At 65.0% G+C, this 17366-nt stretch carries 14 protein-coding genes; 6 read left to right on the forward strand and 8 right to left on the reverse strand.

Annotated features, from left to right (window positions below; genetic code table 11):
- The 3 genes from GXY47_16515 to GXY47_16525 form a co-directional block, all read left to right on the forward strand.
- Positions 1-104: sigma-54-dependent Fis family transcriptional regulator (locus tag GXY47_16515; GenBank protein NLV32744.1), on the forward strand; the 104-nt coding region annotated here is incomplete at its 5' end.
- 311 nt (positions 105-415) lie between these two features.
- Positions 416-856 carry a prepilin-type N-terminal cleavage/methylation domain-containing protein gene (locus tag GXY47_16520; protein NLV32745.1) on the forward strand — a complete coding sequence of 147 codons (441 nt, stop codon included), beginning with the start codon at positions 416-418 and terminating at the stop codon, positions 854-856.
- A 209-nt stretch (positions 857-1065) separates the two neighbouring features.
- Positions 1066-3069 (forward strand): hypothetical protein, encoded by a 2004-nt coding sequence (locus GXY47_16525; GenBank protein NLV32746.1) that lies wholly within the window; start codon positions 1066-1068, stop codon positions 3067-3069.
- Here the strand turns inward: GXY47_16525 and GXY47_16530 are convergent.
- From GXY47_16530 to GXY47_16540, 3 genes are all read right to left on the reverse strand, one after another.
- The gene (locus tag GXY47_16530; GenBank protein ID NLV32747.1) at positions 3056-5509 is read right to left on the reverse strand and encodes a YfhO family protein; all 2454 of its coding nucleotides are present in this window, start codon (positions 5507-5509) and stop codon (positions 3056-3058) included. The genes GXY47_16525 and GXY47_16530 overlap by 14 nt on opposite strands.
- A gap of 3 nt (positions 5510-5512) precedes the next feature.
- Complete coding sequence (locus GXY47_16535) at positions 5513-7000, reverse strand: sigma-54-dependent Fis family transcriptional regulator (GenBank protein NLV32748.1); 1488 nt, start codon at positions 6998-7000, stop codon at positions 5513-5515.
- Between the two features lie 92 nt (positions 7001-7092).
- Entirely contained in the window at positions 7093-7887 is a 795-nt protein-coding gene (locus tag GXY47_16540; GenBank protein ID NLV32749.1) for a hypothetical protein, read from the reverse strand.
- A gap of 135 nt (positions 7888-8022) precedes the next feature.
- Here GXY47_16540 and GXY47_16545 point away from each other — a divergent pair, with 135 nt between their 5' ends.
- Both GXY47_16545 and GXY47_16550 read left to right on the forward strand, forming a co-directional pair.
- Complete coding sequence (locus GXY47_16545; GenBank protein NLV32750.1) at positions 8023-8763, forward strand: DUF262 domain-containing protein; 741 nt, start codon at positions 8023-8025, stop codon at positions 8761-8763.
- Positions 8764-8895: 132 nt separating this feature from the next.
- Complete coding sequence (locus GXY47_16550) at positions 8896-9138, forward strand: hypothetical protein (protein NLV32751.1); 243 nt, start codon at positions 8896-8898, stop codon at positions 9136-9138.
- Between the two features lie 62 nt (positions 9139-9200).
- Here the strand turns inward: GXY47_16550 and GXY47_16555 are convergent, their stop codons facing one another.
- From GXY47_16555 to GXY47_16565, 3 genes are all read right to left on the reverse strand, one after another.
- The gene (locus GXY47_16555; protein NLV32752.1) at positions 9201-9656 is read right to left on the reverse strand and encodes a hypothetical protein; all 456 of its coding nucleotides are present in this window, start codon (positions 9654-9656) and stop codon (positions 9201-9203) included.
- Between the two features lie 106 nt (positions 9657-9762).
- Positions 9763-11637, reverse strand: coding sequence for an aldehyde ferredoxin oxidoreductase (locus GXY47_16560; protein NLV32753.1), 1875 nt, complete (start codon positions 11635-11637; stop codon positions 9763-9765).
- Between the two features lie 6 nt (positions 11638-11643).
- On the reverse strand, positions 11644-13188 hold the full coding sequence (locus GXY47_16565; protein NLV32754.1) for an MFS transporter: 1545 nt from the start codon (positions 13186-13188) through the stop codon (positions 11644-11646).
- 204 nt (positions 13189-13392) lie between these two features.
- Here GXY47_16565 and GXY47_16570 point away from each other — a divergent pair, with 204 nt between their 5' ends.
- Positions 13393-13887: an ATPase gene (locus GXY47_16570; GenBank protein NLV32755.1), complete on the forward strand. Its 495-nt coding sequence runs from the start codon at positions 13393-13395 to the stop codon at positions 13885-13887.
- Between the two features lie 18 nt (positions 13888-13905).
- On the opposite strand, the gene GXY47_16575 is transcribed toward GXY47_16570, so the two are convergent.
- Positions 13906-15297 (reverse strand): aspartate ammonia-lyase, encoded by a 1392-nt coding sequence (locus GXY47_16575; GenBank protein ID NLV32756.1) that lies wholly within the window; start codon positions 15295-15297, stop codon positions 13906-13908.
- On the reverse strand, positions 15294-17345 hold the full coding sequence (locus tag GXY47_16580; GenBank protein ID NLV32757.1) for a family 20 glycosylhydrolase: 2052 nt from the start codon (positions 17343-17345) through the stop codon (positions 15294-15296). The genes GXY47_16575 and GXY47_16580 overlap by 4 nt, the downstream gene beginning before the upstream one ends.
- Between the last annotated feature and the right edge of the window lie 21 nt (positions 17346-17366).

A 17366-nucleotide genomic window follows, 5' to 3' on the forward strand; every position in this document is an offset into this window, starting at 1 on the left:
CCCTCCGCCGCACTGACGGCAACCAGACGCTGGCCGCCCAGCGCCTCAACCTCAGCAAGGGCTCTCTCCGCCACCGGATGCTGACGCTCAACATCAAATTGTAATCCCCGAAATCTTTCTTGGCACTCCGCCCGGTCCGTTCATTTGAGTAGAGGGCGCCCGTGCGTCCCGCAGGGTGCGGAATCCCATCACCCCCGATGCTGAGATTCAGCATTCAAAACGGTTCCCGCTCCACGCCCGAGCAGGAGATCTTTCGCGCCCCTCTTCGGGCATCAGGTAAGTGCATGCAAATAAAGGATTAAAAAAATATTACAAATTGCTATTTCCATCGGTCACTTTTGGCACGCCGATTGCTCTATGTGAGGGCGTCATGCAATCAAGTTACAAACTTAACCCAACAGGAGAAAAAACTCAGATGAAAAAAGAACAGGGCTTTTCGTTGATCGAGCTTCTGATCGTCGTGGCGATCATCGCCATCATCGCCGCCATCGCCGTCCCCAGCATGCTGACCGCCCGCATGGCCGCCAACGAAGCCGGCGCCATCCAGGGCTGCCGCACCCTCGGTTCCGCAGAAATGGCTTCTGCGGCAGTGAACAATCAGCAGTTTACCGACCTTGCCGGTCTGGTAGCTGGAAACTTCGTTGATTCCAGGTTCTCGGGCGCAGGATTTAATGGGTACGAGTACGCTGATGAGCTTGGAACGGACAACATGACCTTTAGATTTGATTCCACTCCTGTAAGTTCAGGATCCACTGGGCGCTACGAATATTTTGTTGACGAGAGTATGGTTGTGCGCTATGGAGATAGTGCTCCGACTGGTTTAGCGTCAGGAGAAGCAATCGGACAGATCAAGTAGTTGCCAAAACAGTGTGAATGAGAGGCGGGTTCCATAAGGTGCCCGCCTCTTTTTCTGTCCAGGCCTTTTACCTGTTTTGCCGCCCTGCCATGATTGCCCGCCCCAATATAGGATTTGACAAACAGGCTGTACCCGACATCGAAACGTTTCTATAGATTATAGGGCGAAATGCATTTACCATCTATAGCGGCTTTTTCATGAGAGGGAATGTGCTGATTCACTCAAAATGGCGCTGGTTCTGGTTATCCTATCCGCTTCAGTTCCTGGCGATGTGTTTTGTTCTAATCCCGTTCGTCCGGTTCAACAATCTCCTGGAATGGGACTTTTCCGGCCACTACGCCGCGGTCTGGCACGTCAAATTCCACCTGCTCCCCTGGTTTTCGGGCTGGAACCCATTTTTTTATGGCGGCTTCCCCGAGAATGTCTTCTACCCCCCCCTGGCCCACTTTCTGGCGGCAATTTTAAGTTACCCCCTGGGGGTGGCGGGGGCGATGAAGCTGCTGGTTTGCCTTAGTCTCCTCGTCCTCCCGGTCGCCTTCTACTCCTTTGGGCGCCGCTGGGGGCTGGACGATCTGCAGGCGGCGGTATGCGCCACCTGGATGACGGCCCAGATGTTCCTGTGCGGCGAGCTGTTCGGGTCCCAGAACCTGGGGTCCGATTTGAAGGCCCTCCTGAATGTCGGATTGTTCGCCAACGCCCTGAGTCTGCCGCTCCTCTTTTTCTTCATGGCCGGCTGCGGGGGGGGAGATCTGCGGAAGCATTGGAAGGGCCCGGCGCTCCTGCTGGGTGTCCTGATCCTGGTCCACCCGCTCGCGGCCCTGATTGCGGGGATTTTCTGGGCCTCGCTCTGCATGGACCAATTCCTGGTTTCCCCACAGGACCGGTCGTGGCGAACGTTGATCAGGATTTTGGCGATCGGTTTTCTCCTTTCTGCGCTCTGGGCCGTCCCCTTCATCGCCCGGCGCGGATACATGAATCCCGAAACCATCCCTATTAACTGGTCTTTGCCCCTCCTCTTTCTCGTCATCAACGGGTCGTTTTTGGCGCTCTCCCATGTTCGCAGTCAGCGGCTGCGCCCGCTGGCCGTTACTTTCACCCTGCTGGCCAATTTCATCCTGATCGGGAGCATGTGGAAGATCGACATCCAATTCCCGCGCCTGACCATCTACCTGCTCTTTCTCCTGCCGATCTTCCTGGTGGCCTGGCTGCGGTCGAGATTCCTCCTGTTGTCGGCCGGGGCCATGGCCATTGCCGTGGGAGCGTATGGCTACTTTAATGGCGGGATCCAACCAAAAGGGGTTCCCGATTTTGCGATGCCCGATTTCGGCAAGGTGGAGGGCCGGATCCTCTCTGCCGCCCACCCGGCCCATCTGCCCTCCTATCACGTCCATCATGATTTGATCCCCGTGCGGACCGGGAACCAGGCGATCCTCGGCCTCTTCATCGAATCGGGGATCAATGGCCGATTCATGGCCGACCTCACCCGGATGATCGACCCTCATGCTTATGTCTGGGGAACTCCCTCCGATTTTGTCGGGCCCGGAGTTCTTAAGGAGAGGTATCTGCAATATGTGATGGACCGGTTGAGGCTTTTCGGCATCAGCCATGTCTATACGGACACCAAGCTCGAAGTGACGCTCGACCCGGGGCTGGCCACGAAAAAACGATATATCAACAGCTATCCGGCTCCGAAATTTAATAAGCCGGAGGAGCGCGAATACGTCAACAAGCGCTATCACCTGCGCGGCGACCAGATCGATTTTTATCTTTATGAAGTGGGGACGGGGGAACTGGCGGAAGCGCTTCCCTATGTCCCGAAGAGTCCGCAGTCGCACTGGAAGATGACCAACACCCTCTGGTTTATGCAGATGCAGGGGGTGCCGATCTTCACGGAGAAGCCGGCGCCCCAGGCGGCGCGCGGCGCCCTGCCGGGGGAGCGGGTCGAGGTCCTTTCCAAATCTCGCAACGGGGACCGGCTGGAACTGCAGGTGCACGCGGAGCAGGAGATTCCGGTATTCGTCCGGATGGGTTACTTCCCGAACTGGAGGCTCACGATCGACGGGCATGAAGCGGAGATCTACCGGGCATCGCCCGACCTCATGTTGTTTTACGGCAAGGGGCGGGCGGTGCTGGAATTTGAGCGCTCCTGGATCGAATATGCCGGACTGCTCCTCTCCTGTATTGGACTGCTGGCCCTCGTCAGGCTGAAGTAGGGTTCTTTCCCCGGCGCCGGTGCCGGGGAAGCAGGGCGTGCGTCGCGACCAAGCCTCCCGCGAGGAGGAATACGGCGCTGATGACCAGGCCGAGGTAGAAGACTCTCGGGCAGTAGCGAAACTCCACGACGTGTCGGCCCGCGGCGACCGGGACCGCGCGAAAGGCGTAATTGGCGCGCCGGATTTCGGCCGGTTTTCCGTCCACCCGCGCCTCCCATCCGGGATAGTAGCTGTCTAGCAGCACCAGGTGTCCGTCGAGATCGGCGGATACCTCGCAGACCACCCGCGTACTGCTGTATCCCTTCAGTGTTACCGATCCCGCCCCGGGTGTCCCGCTTCGGCTTGAGCCTTCTCCCTCCAGAATTACCGCGGCTCCGGCCGCGAACGAGGGGTCGAGCAGTCTCTCCAGGGCTGCATCCGGTGATGGGACGAACTCCGTTCCAGAGGTGAAATAGGCGCGCTGGAGCGACTGCTGCAGCCAATAGGCGTGGACCTGCCGCTGACTGATCGTGTCCATGGAAACGATGGGAGTGAGCCCTTCAAAGGCCAGCGGCTCCATGGAGAGGATCCAGGGCGAATTCAGTCTCCTCAGGGGATCGAGACGCTTCGGCTGAGGCAACCGCCTGATTTCTTCCCACAAGGTTTCGGATTCTTTTGTGTTCAGGCTGTCAACGGAGTGATCCACCGAATAGTGGATGCCGTCCATGATGCCGTACATCGGCTGTCCCGTCATCCGGTAGTAAAGGGTGAGCCAGGCTGATGATTGGTTGGGCGCCTGGAAGCGCAGGTTGGGCTGCGGTCCTCCTGACTGCATCAAAAGGGGCGGCACCACCCGGAAGGGCTCTTTCGGGCCCTTTTCGGCGATGGTGCGGTTCATCTCAGAAACATGGTTGATGTTCGCTTCGCTGATCAGGGGGGTGAGGCGCAGGTTGGCGGGGATCAGTTCCGCCGCGATCAGGAGCGGAATCAGCAGGATCAGAAGCCGGTACTGGATGCGGTGGGCCATTAGCAACAGGGTCCCGTAGATGGCCGAAAAGAGGGTGCTGGTGAGCAGGGCGTTCCAGAGGAAGGAGAGGATCCAGTCATAGTCCTTGACGCCGTTGCCCGCCGGGTCCCCCGCGGCCCGGATCCACCGTTCCAGGACCTCCGGGTGGGTCTTGAACCAGGCCAGGAAACAGGCGCCCAGACCGGCCAATACCAGGGCGGGCACGGCCAACCCTTTCCTGTTTCTTATTTTCCGGCTTTCCGATCGCTCCAGCAGGGATTCCACCCCGAGGGATGAGAGGATGCAGAGGGCCAGGGCCGCGAGCAGGAAGAACTTGGATGGGTAGCGTCCCAGGGAGAAGAAGGGGACGTTGTGGAACATCCATTGGTGAAAGGGGAGGTGGCTCCCGAGCGACAGGATGAGGCCGGCTGTGGCCAGGGCCGTCAATACGGCCAGGAGCTTTCTGCGCGCGCTGGCCATGGAAACGGCCGCGAGCAGGATGACGCCCGTTCCGAGGAAGAAGGAAACCAGGTAGCTCTCCCTGCCGTGGTGGAACGCTTCCCCCCAGGACTGTACGAACCCGATCGTATAGAAATGGCCGAAAAGGTTGGGGACGATCACGCCGAGCAGGTCCAGCGGGTGGGTCGACCACCCTCCGGCTTCGGCGTAGTCGAGCGCGCCCCGGGCCGAGAGGGGGAGCAGTTCCAGCGTCGGCAGGACCTGGACGGCGGCCAGGCCCAGGGCGAATGCGGCGCCCGACAGGCCGACACGAAGGATGCGCCGGAGGGCCGCCGGGCGGTCGGTCTGTTCCAGGAGGTGCAGCGCGGCCATGCCGGCCAGGAGCAGAAGCAGGCACTGGGCCATCAGCGGTTCGAAGGCGAGGATCTCGAGCGCCAGCAGGGCGCCGAACAGGAGGCTCCGCTTGAACGGTCGCTGCTGCAGGGCTCCCAGAAAGGCCCAGGCGATCCAAGGGAGGAGGGCGACCGCGGGCACGATATTGTAGAGGTTCAGAAAGGAGATGACGGTGCCGGACAACTCGTAGGCGAGGGCTCCCGTGAATGCGGCGGCAGGGCGGATGTCCAGCCGGCGCTGGAGGAAATAGAGCCCCAGTCCGCCCAGGATGGGGTGAAGGACGAAATGGAGCTTGAACGCATAGTTGAAAGGGAGGAAGAGGTGGAGCAGGTTCGTCGGGTAAAAGGCCATGTAATTGGGATTGGCCAGCATCGGCTGCCCCAGGGCGATGTGGGGGTTCCACAGGGGGAATCCGCCCTGCGCGAAGGCATCGATCAACACCTTCCGAAGGGGGTAATGGAAATTGAGGATGTCGCGAAAGTAGAGATTCTTGGAGGTAAAAAAGAAATCATGAAAGAAGAGAAAACCGACAAGAACGAGTGCCACCGGGGCGATGATGTCGGGCCTCATCTTCCGGAACTTCGTCGGCTGAAAACCCTGCATGGTCTAAATCTCCGGAGCCTCGTGTTTGTGGATGTATGCTTTTACCGTTCTCCGGTCCAGATGGAGGCGGCGGGCGGCGGCTTCGTAGCTGCCCAGGCGCCCGTAGAGGAGGCGGCAGTAGCCCGCCATGAGGGCGTCGGCCTCGAGAGCGCCGGCGGCGATTCCTTCCTGCAGTTTTGAGCACAGGTCCGGGGCGACCGTCCCGGAGTCCCCTTCGTAGGTTCCCTTGAGCAGGATGCGGCGGACGGCCTGCGCGAGTTCGCGCACGTTGCCGGGCCAGGCGTAGCCTCGCCCGGGTGAGGCGGCGAGGGAGTCGAGGACGGCGGCAATGGTTTCGCCCTGGCGGTCGCCGGTGATGCGGTGGACGATCAGCGAGACGAGGTCGTCGAGCTCGGCGGGGGTTTCGTCGAGGCGCTGCCGGAGCGGGGGGACGGTGATGACGTCCGAGGAGAGGCGGTAGAAGAAATCCTCGCGGAAGCGGCCCGAGCGGCGGAGGATGTCGAGCGGCTGGTTGGTGGCGGCGATGATGCGGCCGCGGAATCTGGCCGTCTCGTGAGAGCCGACGGGGGAGAAGGCGCGCTCCTCGAGCACCCGCAGCAGGCGGATCTGGGTCTGGACGCTCGCGTCCCCGATCTCGTCGAGGAAGATGGCGCCGTAGGGGCTGCAGCGGGCGAGGATCCCCTCGTGCGCCTCGATGGCGCCGGTGAAGGCCCCTTTCCTGTGGCCGAACAGCTCCGATTCGACGAGCGACTCCGGGTACTGGGAGAGGTTCAGGGAGACGAAGCCCCGGGCGAAGCTCTCGGCGAAGGTGTTGGTCTTTTCGCTGTAGGGGATGAAGGCCGAGCGGCCGATGGCGGCGGCCGCCGCCCCTTTCCCGGTGCCGGTCTCCCCGAGCAGGAGGGTGGAGAAATCCTCCATCCGGTTCCAGAGCTGTCGTTCGTACATGCGGATGTCGTGGGTGAAGACGTTGTTCCAGAGGTGGCGCCGCAGCCGCTTCATCGACTCGCTCCGCCCGACGAGGCCGCGGTCGATGAAGAAGAAGGCGCGGCGGATCTGGTAGAGGATGGCGAAGAGACGGCGCGCCTCCCCGGGGGCGAAGCCGCGGCGGGAGAGGAGATGGAGGAGGTCCGCCGCGCAGGGGACGGGGAGGCTCCGTTCGGCGGCGGCAGACTGCTCGGCGATCAGCCGGTCGAGCTCGGGGAGGAAGCGGTGGTAGACGTCGAACATGATGGCGTAGCGGAGCAGGCGCTGGTCCGCCCCGGAGTGCCGGCCGAGGTCGAGGAGCCCGGCCGACTCCATCCGCTCCACCTCCCCGCTCAGCCGGGCGACGATGCGCTGGTACAGTTCCGCCGCGGGGGTTTCGGGGGGGCACCCGGCGATTTTCGAAGCGAGGGCGGCGTAGGCGTCGCCGAAGGGGTTGGCGGCGGCGGCGTCGGCCAGCAGGTGCAGGAAGTCGCGATCGGAACCGTGGAGGGTGTCTCTTTTATTCATGCGCATAATGTACACTATGGGCGCTAATTTTGTATGCGGCGAAATGGTCGCTGCGATGGTGTCTGCGGGTGTGGGTTGATTGGGGAGCGGGGCTAGTTGGGAAGAATGACGAGGCGCCCCCCTTCGACGCGGATGTCCTTGATGTAGGGGGGGAGCTGGAGTTTTTCCCGGTTTGCGGGGGAGCCGAAGATGCGGTCGGCGGCGGCGCGGAGCACCGCGGAGGAGAGGGGGAGGGAACCCAGCTTTCCGCGGGTCGGCTCGAGCGTCAGGTGCCCGGCCTCGTTATGGAGTTTACCTTCCAGTTCGAGCGACTGGTTTTTGCCGTAGAGATCGACGACGGCGTAGACCCTGAGGGAGTCCGCGAGGAGCTCGATCTTGACGTCGCGCACGGTGGAGCGGACCTCGTCGAGTTCGGAGCTCCCCTCGGCAAGGGCCGTGGCCGCGTCGTTGACGACCCCGACGATCGATTCGGGGGTGTGATCGGAGGGGGAGAAGCCCCCGGGCCTGGAAAGGGCCAGGTTCTCCTCGAGCCAGCCGTTCAGCTCCCCTTCCTCGAGGATCAGGGGCGCCCCGGTGCCGTAAAGGGCGGCGGAGCGGAAGGCGCGGACCTTTTGCTCCGCTTGTTTTGCGGCCTCGGGCGTGACCTCGATCTCGGGCGGGGGGGAGTTTTTCAGGACGAGGACGAGGGTGAGGAGGGCCAGGGCGGGCACCCCCCAGCGCGCGATCCTGAAAAGTCTGCGGAAGAGTGTGGGGGGGGTGTGGGCGATGTCGACCGTGCTTGAGCTCGAGTGTGGGGCAGCATGTCCGCGCCAGCGGGCGAAGACGAGGCCGCAACGGGGGCATTCGGGTCCGATCTCCTGGCTGAAGCCGCATTTGGGACAGATCATCTTGGTCTCCAGGGGTTGCCTGCCTTTTTGATGTATCGGTTAAGGATCGGCCGGGGGAGGGCGCAAATGCAAGGTTTATTGCGTGGGCGCACAATTTTCCGGAAAGGGGGTATAATCGGTCCTTGGGAGGGGGGAGTGAATTATCGCCATCATAAAATCGAGACCGAAAACCGCAACCTGCTCGACTTCATCCGCCAGCTGGCCGAAGGGAAGTTCCTGATCCCGACCTTCCAGAGGCAGTTCGTCTGGGAGCCGGGGGACATCGTCAGCCTCTGGGACAGCCTCTACCGCCGCTACCCCATCGGCAGCATCCTCTGCTGGAACACCACGATCCGGCTCCACGTGCACCGCAGAATCGGGGGCTTCTTCGTCCCCGAAAACGGCGGGGAGGGGGCGGGGCACCACGTCTACATCCTCGACGGGCAGCAGCGCTCCACCTCGCTCGTGGCCTCGTTCTACGGCGGGGCGGGGAGGGTCAAGGAACACTACGACGTCGACCATACCGTTCATTTCGACCTGACCCGGGGGGAGTTTTTCCTGGAGCAGGACTACTTCCGGCACCGGTGGGAGTCCGACCCGGCGTTCCTTTTCCCGGTGCGGGAGGCGCCCGGGCTCCCCGACGACTACGTCGCGGGGCTTACGGGGATGAAGGGGTACGGGCGGAAGGCGGTGGAGAACTTCGCCCAGCTTAAATACATGTTTTCGGAGTACCCGGTGCCGCTCATCCACCTGCGGGGGTTCAACATCGCCGACGTCTGCTCCATCTTCGAACGGATGAACCAGTCGGGCAAGCGTCTGGAGAACCTCGACATTCTCATTGCCCGCGGATTCAGGAACTACGCCACCGTGGTCGAGGAAGACTTTCCGATCTCCTGACAGGGCCGGTCCCACTGAACTTCCCGTAATGAACGTGGGGGCGCGTCGGGATCCGTGGTAGAATGAGGGAAATCAGGGCGGCGCGGCCGCCGACGCCTTTTGCCTGTCTTCCACGGTTCCGGAGGGAGTCCCATGGTCGAAGAAGAACTGAGATCGGAGCTGGAACAACTGCGGGCGGAAAACGAGGCTCTCAAAAAAGCGGCTTCCAGGGAGCTGTCGATGAAGGTGAGCCAGAAGGGGGCCCTTTCGGTCTACGGCCTGGGCCGTTTCCCGGTGACGCTCTACAAGGAACAGTGGCTGCGGCTGCTCGAGTTCGCGGGGGAGATCAGGGACTTCATCTCCCAAAACGAGGACGGGCTCAAAGTGAGGAAATAGGGGGGCGGGGGGGGCGGGCGACCGCGAGCGGGCGCCCGACCCTTTAATATTGTGGCAGCTGCCTAGTCCTCGTAGGGATAATGCGCGGGCCGCTTCTTCTGTCCTTTGGCCGTGATGGTCATGTCGGATATCGACCCCTCGGCGAAGGTGAGGCATTCGGCCGGGGGGTTGCTGATCGCCATCGGCTCCCAGGAGGGGTAGCCTCCCTTGTAGACCAGCTCGTACCCGGAATTCCCCAGCGTTACCTTTTTCTCCTTCTTGAAGCGGAGGACCTCCTGCTTGAGGTATTCCAGCTCCGGGCTCCGGTTCGGCGGCGGGAAGTTCTCGATTCTCACCCTGAGCGTGACGGATTTGAAATTGCCGTCGACAACCAGCTCCACGGCCTGCCCGTTGAACTCGGCGTACGGAATCACGATTTCCTTCTGGGGGTCGTAATCGTCGGCGGCGGCGGTAAAGGAAAGCAGGGAACAGACGGTAATGGATAACAAGGCGGCAGCCACTCCATACCCGTGTCTCATCAATCACCTCCTGGTGCGGAAATGCAAAGGTTTTTCAGATCTTGGGGGTATTGTATGACAAAGCGGCGGCGGCTCAACGAAAAAATGCGTACCGCGGGGTGCGGGCTCAGAATTCGCGCAGCGATTCCTGGATCCCCTTGTGGGTTTCGTACCAGAAACCGAGCGCCGCCTCCATCTTGTCCTCGGCGAACCGGTCGAGCCAGGAGAGGAGTTCGGGCCCCTGCTCCCCTTCGACATCGCGCTTGCGCAGCAGGAAGCGGTGGACATAGTCGGCCGAGCGTTCCGATTCCCAGAAGGTCGATGAGTTGCGGCAGTGGATGCGGGCCGCGGTCATGGCCGCGCATCCGAGGTAGGCGTCCTTCATCCCGTAGAGAGCGTCGATGATCTCGGGCGCCATCTCCTCGGCCCACTGGCGGTGGAAACGGCAGATGCCGAGGTTGTCGAGCACCAGTTCGGCGACCATGCGGTCGGCGTTTCTGCGCCCCAGTTCGCGCGGGGGGACGAAATCGTAGCCGTAATACATGTAGTACTTCCCCATGATCGACATCGGGGAGAGCACGCCGGGGGTCCAGTACTGGTTGGGCACCATCCACCCCTTGCGGGCGAAGGCGGTGTAGACGAAGCGGTCCAGGGCCTCCTTCCCCTTCAGGCGGGAAAGGCGGCGGGCGAATTTGCGCGCCCCCCCTGACAGGTCCACGAGCCCCCTCTTTTCGATGATGGCGTCGAGCAGCCCGATGCCGATGCCGGCGTTATGCGCGCTGTCGGCGACCACGTCGAAGCCCGCGGGATCGAAGACGGGGCGCCGGTCCACGCCGAATTCCTCCGGCTCCGCGAGCCCTTCGGCCAGGCACTCCATCATCCAGGAGACCACCCCCCCGGCCGAAATGGCGTCGAACCCCAGCATGTCGGCGTGGTGGGTGAGGCGCTCGGCCGCCCGCTGGTCGAACACCCCCGCCAGCGGCCCCAGCGCCTGGTAGGGCTCGTAGTCCTTCTTGAACTCCCCCCGCAGCTTCTTGCACACGGCCGAGCACGGTTCCCCGCACGTAGTCTGATGCCTGGGCTGAATCGTCTCCTCGTTGAACTGCCGGAGGTAGTGGCCGAGCACGAATTCCCGGTGGATGCGCACCCGCTCCTCTTCCGACATGTAGATGCTGCGGTAGTTGAAGGAGAGCATGCGGCCGCCCAGGGTGGCATAGTTGACGCCGAAGGTGCCCCCGGTCTCGAACCTCGGTTCGAACCGGTATTTGGTCGTCGCCTCCATATCCTTGGCCAGCAGTTTTTTCTCGTATTTGTGCTGGAACCATTCGTCCGCCACCTTCCGGTCCCGGAAATCGTCGTCGAGCACCGACCCGCCGTAGATGACGGCGGCGATCCCGTGCTGCGCGAGGAGCTTCGACCCGAACCCGCCGCGTCCGGCCCAGGTGTCGGCGGGACTCATCTCCCCCCGCCTGACCGGGGCGGAGCAGAGGGCGCCCATGTCGGTCGTCAGGGCGGCGGGGCCGACCGCGAGCACGCGGGGATCGTTTTCATACCGGCCGCCGAAACGCCCCAGGGCGTAATCCATCATGGCGTACACGCCGCCGCGCCCCTCGCGCCACACCCCGGCGGCGTCGACCGGCTCGATCTCCACCTCGACCTCCTCTCCGTGGCAGCGGTTGAGGTAGAGGATCGAAGGGGAGGGCGCCCGGCCGGTGATCGAGAGCATGTTGAGCCCCAGGTTTTCGAACACCAGCCCCGCCCCCCCCATCGAGGAGACGAAAAACCCGCCCCAGCAGGGGGAAAAGCCGGTGACGATCAGCCGGTTGGACCCCGGGAAGATGGAGCCGGCCAGGAGCCCGATGCCGAAGTTCAGGCTGTTCTGCTTTCCCGCCAGGTGCAGCCCCAGGTCGACGGGGCCGAAGAAATCCCCGACCCGGTATCGGTTCATGCGGTAGAAGGAGGTCGAGGCGTCGACGACCAGCACTCTCTGGTGGGAATCCATGAGGGTTCACTCCTCTTCCAGCTCTTCGGGCCGGCGCGCCATGCGCGCGGCGAGAAGGAAGGCGGCCACGAGCGCGTAGCCCAGGGTTATGTGCCAGACGATCGGGTTGTCCAGGCGCCAGGGAAGGTAGAGGCTCCCCGCGGGGGAGACCGAGTGCATCAGCCCGAACATCGCAAACAACGCGCACAGGAGGGCGTACGCGGCCCCGGTCCGGACGCGGCCGTCGATGAGGCTGGCCAGCATCCCCCCCCACAGGATCGCCGTCAGGATGAAGCCGTTGCCCAGGGCGCGCAGGATGACCTGGTCGGCCGCCACCGCGTCCGGGAGCGTGAGCGCCGGGCCGAGCTTGTCGAGCAGGCTGCTGGTGTGGGTCAGCACCAGGTAACCGACCGCGGGGATGACGGCGAAGGCGACGGCCGGGGCGTGGGCGCGGGGGGATTCGACGAAGGCCTGGGCGACGATCTGGATCCCGACAAAGAGGAGGATGGGGGTGATGACGGCCTCGGGGATCGCCTCGATGACGAAGGAGAGGGCGCCCAGCGCCCCCGCGACGCCGATGAAGAGCCCGGTGGCCAGGGTGTAGGCCGCCCGGCCCCCCATCGCCTTGTAGGCCGGGTGGCCGATATAGGGGGTGGTCTGCGCCACCCCCCCGAACAGGGCCGCCACCATCGTCGCCAGCGCCTCGGTCAGGAGGATGTCGCGCGTGCGGTAGGGGTCGCCGGCCACCCGCGCGCTCTCGGTGTTGTTGATCCCGCCGATGATGGTGATCAGGGCGAAGGGGAAGGCGATCGGCAGGTAGGCGAGCGCCCGGTCGAGCCCGTCGAGGAACCCGAGCGTAGGGAGGGGGAGGGCGGGGTGCAGCTCGAGCACCGGCGCCGCCGCCCGGGCGCCCAGAACGCCCAGGCCGCCCATCAGGTAGTAGAGGAGGCAGCCGACGGCCACGGCGAGGAAGGCTCCGGGGATTCCAAAGGGGAGCCGGCGCCGGGCCACGATGGCGTAGAGGATGATCCCCAGGGAGGCGATCCCGGCCACCGGGGCGGAGAAGATCTTGAGCATGGGGAAGAAGGCGAGGAGGGTGACGCCGATCCCGGCCAGCGACCCCAGGAGCCCGGCCTGCGCGGCGTGGCGCCGCACCCAGCCTCCCAGGAAGGAGAGGGCCAGCTTGAGGATCCCGATGATCATGAGGGCGGCCATGCCCACCTGCCACGCGGTCACGGCGTCCCGGGTTTCGAGGTAGACGGGGCCGAGCACGGCGGCCGCGATGCCCACCGTGCTCGGCGTGTCCAGGCCGAGAGGCATCGCCGTGATGTCGCTCCGCCCCGTTTTCCGCGCCAGGCGGAAGGCGAGCCAGGTGTAGACGGCGTCCCCCACCAGGACCCCGAGGGCGGTCCCGGGGATCATCAGCCGGTAGACGCTTTCGGCGGGGTAGCCGTAGACCCCGACGAGGATCCCGGTGAGGATGACGAGGTTGGTGACGTTGTCGAGCATCAGGCCGAAGAAGGCGTTGAGATCGCCCCACTGGGCCCAGCGGTATCCGGATGTGTGCGGCATCGACCCCTCCCTGTCCGATCAACCCGGGATTGTACACCAGCGTGCGGATGGGGAATATGGTATAGTGGCGACAAACAGGACGGATCATGGCCATGCTTCCTTGCTGCCTTCGCCCCCCTGCTTTCCCTCCACGGTTTGACGCTGTACGGTCCCGGCCGGATCCGGCATCCCGGTTGAGTTTCCCTATCGTGACTGGGAGGATTCATGACCAAAAAGATGCAGTTGCGTGAAACGCTCCGGATTCAGAAGCGCGGGCGGGTGGGCGGACCCCGGCCCGGGAAATACCGGCTCCATACGAAATGTCCGGAATGCGACCTGGTTTTTCTGGATGGCGCCTGGAAGCGGGACCCGTCGGCCGCCTCGGGCGCGCGGGGACGCACACTCTGCCCCGCCTGCAGGCAGATCCGGGACGGGCAGGCCGGGGGGCTGGTGGAACTCGACGGCTCTTTCGCCGAGGCGCATCGCGAGGAACTGCTCAACCGCATCCGCAATGTCGAGCGGCGGACCAGGCTGGAGCGGCCGCTCGAGCGGATCATCAGCCTGGAGGAGGGGGCGGAGGGGATCAGGGTGTCCGCCACCACCGAGCACCTGGTCGCCCGCATCGGCAAGTCGATCCAGCGGGACTTCGGGGGGACCCTCAGCCTCCGCTACGCCCCCCAGGACAAGTTCGCCGTCGTCCACTGGCACCGGGACGCCTGATCGCCGGGGTGATGGGGGTTACTTGATCCCCGGCTCGGTCATCTTCTCGAGCTCGAGGATGCCGTCGATCCGGTCGGCCGGGATCAGGCCCCGGCGCAGGACTATGTCCCGGATGGAGTCGCCCGACTCGAGGTACTCCCGGGCGACCTCGGCCGCGGCCGCGTAGCCGATGTGGGGGTTGAGGGCGGTCACCACGCTCATGCTCGACTCGGCGTAACGCCGGCAGCGCTCGGGGTCGGCCCGGATCCCGGCCAGGCAGAAACGGCCGAAGACGCCCAGCGCGTTGGTCAGGATCGAGATCGCGTGGAGCAGGTCGTGGGCGACGACGGGCATCATGACGTTCAGTTCCAGCTGCCCCGCCTGCGCCGCCAGCAGGATCGTGCTGTCGCAGCCGATGACGTGGAAGCAGACCATGTCGAGCATCTCGGCCATGACGGGGTTGACTTTCCCGGGCATGATCGAGGAGCCGGGCTGCCGTTCCGGCAGCCGGATTTCCGCCAGGCCCGTTTTCGGCCCCGAGCCGAGGAGGCGGAGGTCGTTGGCGATGCGGATGAGATCCTGGGCGAGCGCGCGCACCGCGCCGGAAAGCTCCACGAAGGGGCGCAGGGACTGCATCGCCTCGAAATAGTCGTCGCATTCCCGGAAATCGATCCCGGTCTGCCGGCTCAGCTGCCTGACCATCAGGGGGCGGTAGCGGGGGTGCGCGTTGACGCCGGTGCCTACGGCGGTCCCCCCGATCCCCAGTTCCAGGCTGCTTTCGGCCGCCCTCCGGATCGCCTCGCCGTGTTTGCGCATCGAGGTGGCGTAGGCGCCGAACTCCTGCCCCAGCCTGAGGGGCACGGCGTCCTGCAGGTGGGTGCGGCCCGACTTGACGACGGGGTCGAACTCCCCGGCCTTGTCCCGGAACAGCTTTTCCGCCCCGGCGACCGCTTCCAGAAGGCGGGCGCTCTCGGTGAAGGCGGCGATGCGGATGGCGGTCGGGCAGACGTCGTTGGTGGACTGCGCCATGTTCACGTGGTCGTTGGGGTGGACCAGGGAGTAGTCCCCCTTCGTTCCCCCGAGGAGCTCTATCGCCCGGTTGGCCACGACCTCGTTCACGTTCATGTTGTGCGAAGTCCCGGCCCCGGCCTGGAAGACGTCCACCACGAACCACTCCCGGAGCCGGCCCCCGAGGATCTCCCGGCAGGCCGCCGTGATGGCGTCCGCCCGCTCCCCGTCGAGCAGCCCCAGGGAGCGGTTGACCCCGGCCGCGGCCATCTTGATCTGCAGGGTGGCGTCGACGTAGGCGGGGGAGGGCGGGATCCCGCTGATGGGGAAGTTTTCCAGCGCACGGTGGGTCTGGGCGCCGTAATAGGCGTCTTCCGGGACCCGGCGCTCTCCCAGGGAGTCCTTCTCGGTCCTTGTCCTCATGGGGTCTCTCCTTGTCGTGAAAAACGGGAATGGACGGCCCGGACCAGCTTCTGGATCGCCGGCTCGACGGCGATTTCGATTTCGGGAAATGAGCGCGCCCGCTCGAGGACGCCCGAGGCCTTCTCGAGCCAGGCGGCCGGCGGCGCCGTGGCGGCCTCGAGGTGGTCGAGCGCCTCGAGCCCCAGGGCGCAGGCCGCGGCGGCGCTTTCGGCGACGGGGACGGTTTCGGCCAGGAGAAAGGAGCTCTGCAGGGCGGGCCGGGCGTTTACGGCGCCGAGGCGCCAGCGCTCGAGCGACTCCCGTATCCCCGCACGGTCGGCCGGGGAGGGCGCCCCCAGCGCGCGGTCAACGAGGAGGTCGAACCGGCGCGCCTCGGCGCTTTCGGGCGGGAGGATGTCGACCAGGCGCCGGAGCGGGGTTTCGCGGGTGTATTTCCGCGCCCGCTGGCGCTCGGCCAGGCCCCGGGGGCGGAGGATGGCGGCCAGGCGGGCGACCGGGGCGGGGTCTCCGGCGGGGAGGAGGCCGCCGAGCAGGCGCGGGAAGGCGCTCCGGTGCCGCACCCCGAGTCGCTCGAGTTCCACGTCCACCGCGTCGAGCCTGCGGTACATGTCCGCGACGTCGGTGAGCCCGGCGGGGGACCAGAGCCTTTCGGCGACGGCGGCCGCGCGCGGCCAGATCCGGGACTCGATGATCTCCTCGTCGACGAACTCGGCCCACATGCACGCTTCCCCCCCCAGGATCCGGCCGGCGGCGTCCGGGGTGAGCCCGGCGCCGGGGTCGATCCCGTAGTGCCACGATGCCGGGCGCATGTGATCGAGGTAATAGCCCCTGGAAAGTATGCCCGGGTAGCCCAGCTTCAGGTTGTCTTCGAACCTGGGGGGCATGCGCCACGTCTGCACCGTCACGGTGGTCGGGAGCGAGGGGTGCACGATCTCGTCCCACCCCACCATCCTTTTGCCGTGCCGGGCCAGGATCGCCTCGAGGCGCCGGGTGAAGTAGGCCTGCAGTTCCCGGTTGCCCCTCATCCCGCTTTTGGCCTTGAACTCCCGGATGCGGGGGTTCGCGTTCCATTGCTTCCCGTTGACCTCGTCCCCCCCGATGTGGAAATACTCGTCGGGGAAGAGCGGGGCCATTTCCGCGATGAAGAGGTCGAGGTGTTCGTAGACCTCCTCCCGGCTGGGGTCCATCGAGGGGTCGAAGACGCCCCACGAACTCTCGACCCGGTAGGGGCCCGGGGCGGCGGCCAGTTCCGGGTAAGCCGCGAGCCAGGCGGTGGCGTGCCCCGGCATTTCGAATTCGGGGACCACGCGGATGCCGCGGTCGCGCGCGTGGGCCACGACCGTCCGGACCTCCTCCTGGGTGTAATACTTTCCTTCCCCCCCGATTTCGTGCAGGCGGGGGAAGCGGTGCGACTCCACCCGGAATCCCTGGTCGTCGGAGAGGTGCCAGTGAAAGACGTTCATCTTCACCGCGGCCATGGCGTCCAGGTTTCTCAGGATGACGTCTACCGGCTCCCAGTGCCGGGCAACGTCGATATGGAGCCCCCTCCAGCGGAAGCGCGGCCGGTCCTCGATCCTGAGGCAGGGAAGGCAGTACGATTCGCCGTCCGGGGCGATCAGCTGCGGGAGGGTCTGGAGGCCCCGCAGGACCCCCACCGGGGAGGGGGCCTCGAGGAGGATCGACCCGGGGGAGATTTCGAGGAGGTACGATTCGTCGGTGCCGGGCGTCTGGACGCGTCCGCCGTCCCCCCCGCAGCGCAGGATCAGCGACGCCTGCCGCGGGCTCGTGCCCTGCGGGGGGAAGCCCGTCCTCCGCCGCACCATTTCGAGCAGGCGGTTGGCGGCCGCGGCGACGCGGGCGTCGCGGCACGCGTCCAGGGAGAAAGTCAGGTTTCCGGCGAGGCGGTGAACCCCGGGCTTCGCCTCCAGGGATTGCGGCCAGGGCATGATCGCGGGCGCCCCGGCAGGAGGCGCGGTGCCTTCGGGTGCCCGGGCCGGCAGCGTCCCTGCCAGCAGCAAGACGGCGAGAATCAGGCTTCGGCCCCTCATCGACCCTCCCGGCGCGCCCCC

This window comes from Acidobacteriota bacterium (assembly GCA_012729555.1).
Classification (GTDB): Bacteria; Acidobacteriota; UBA6911; order UBA6911; family UBA6911; genus UBA6911.

Excerpts from the sequence above, each read along its gene's own strand:
- GXY47_16520 (NLV32745.1), top strand. The coding sequence starts at position 416 with ATGAAAAAAGAACAGGGCTTTTCGTTGATCGAGCTTCTGATCGTCGTG.
- GXY47_16530 (NLV32747.1), bottom strand. The coding sequence starts at position 5,509 with ATGCAGGGTTTTCAGCCGACGAAGTTCCGGAAGATGAGGCCCGACATC.
- GXY47_16535 (NLV32748.1), bottom strand. The coding sequence starts at position 7,000 with ATGAATAAAAGAGACACCCTCCACGGTTCCGATCGCGACTTCCTGCAC.
- GXY47_16540 (NLV32749.1), bottom strand. The coding sequence starts at position 7,887 with ATGATCTGTCCCAAATGCGGCTTCAGCCAGGAGATCGGACCCGAATGC.
- GXY47_16550 (NLV32751.1), top strand. The coding sequence starts at position 8,896 with ATGGTCGAAGAAGAACTGAGATCGGAGCTGGAACAACTGCGGGCGGAA.
- GXY47_16555 (NLV32752.1), bottom strand. The coding sequence starts at position 9,656 with ATGAGACACGGGTATGGAGTGGCTGCCGCCTTGTTATCCATTACCGTC.
- GXY47_16560 (NLV32753.1), bottom strand. The coding sequence starts at position 11,637 with ATGGATTCCCACCAGAGAGTGCTGGTCGTCGACGCCTCGACCTCCTTC.
- GXY47_16565 (NLV32754.1), bottom strand. The coding sequence starts at position 13,188 with ATGCCGCACACATCCGGATACCGCTGGGCCCAGTGGGGCGATCTCAAC.
- GXY47_16570 (NLV32755.1), top strand. The coding sequence starts at position 13,393 with ATGACCAAAAAGATGCAGTTGCGTGAAACGCTCCGGATTCAGAAGCGC.
- GXY47_16575 (NLV32756.1), bottom strand. The coding sequence starts at position 15,297 with ATGAGGACAAGGACCGAGAAGGACTCCCTGGGAGAGCGCCGGGTCCCG.
- GXY47_16580 (NLV32757.1), bottom strand. The coding sequence starts at position 17,345 with ATGAGGGGCCGAAGCCTGATTCTCGCCGTCTTGCTGCTGGCAGGGACG.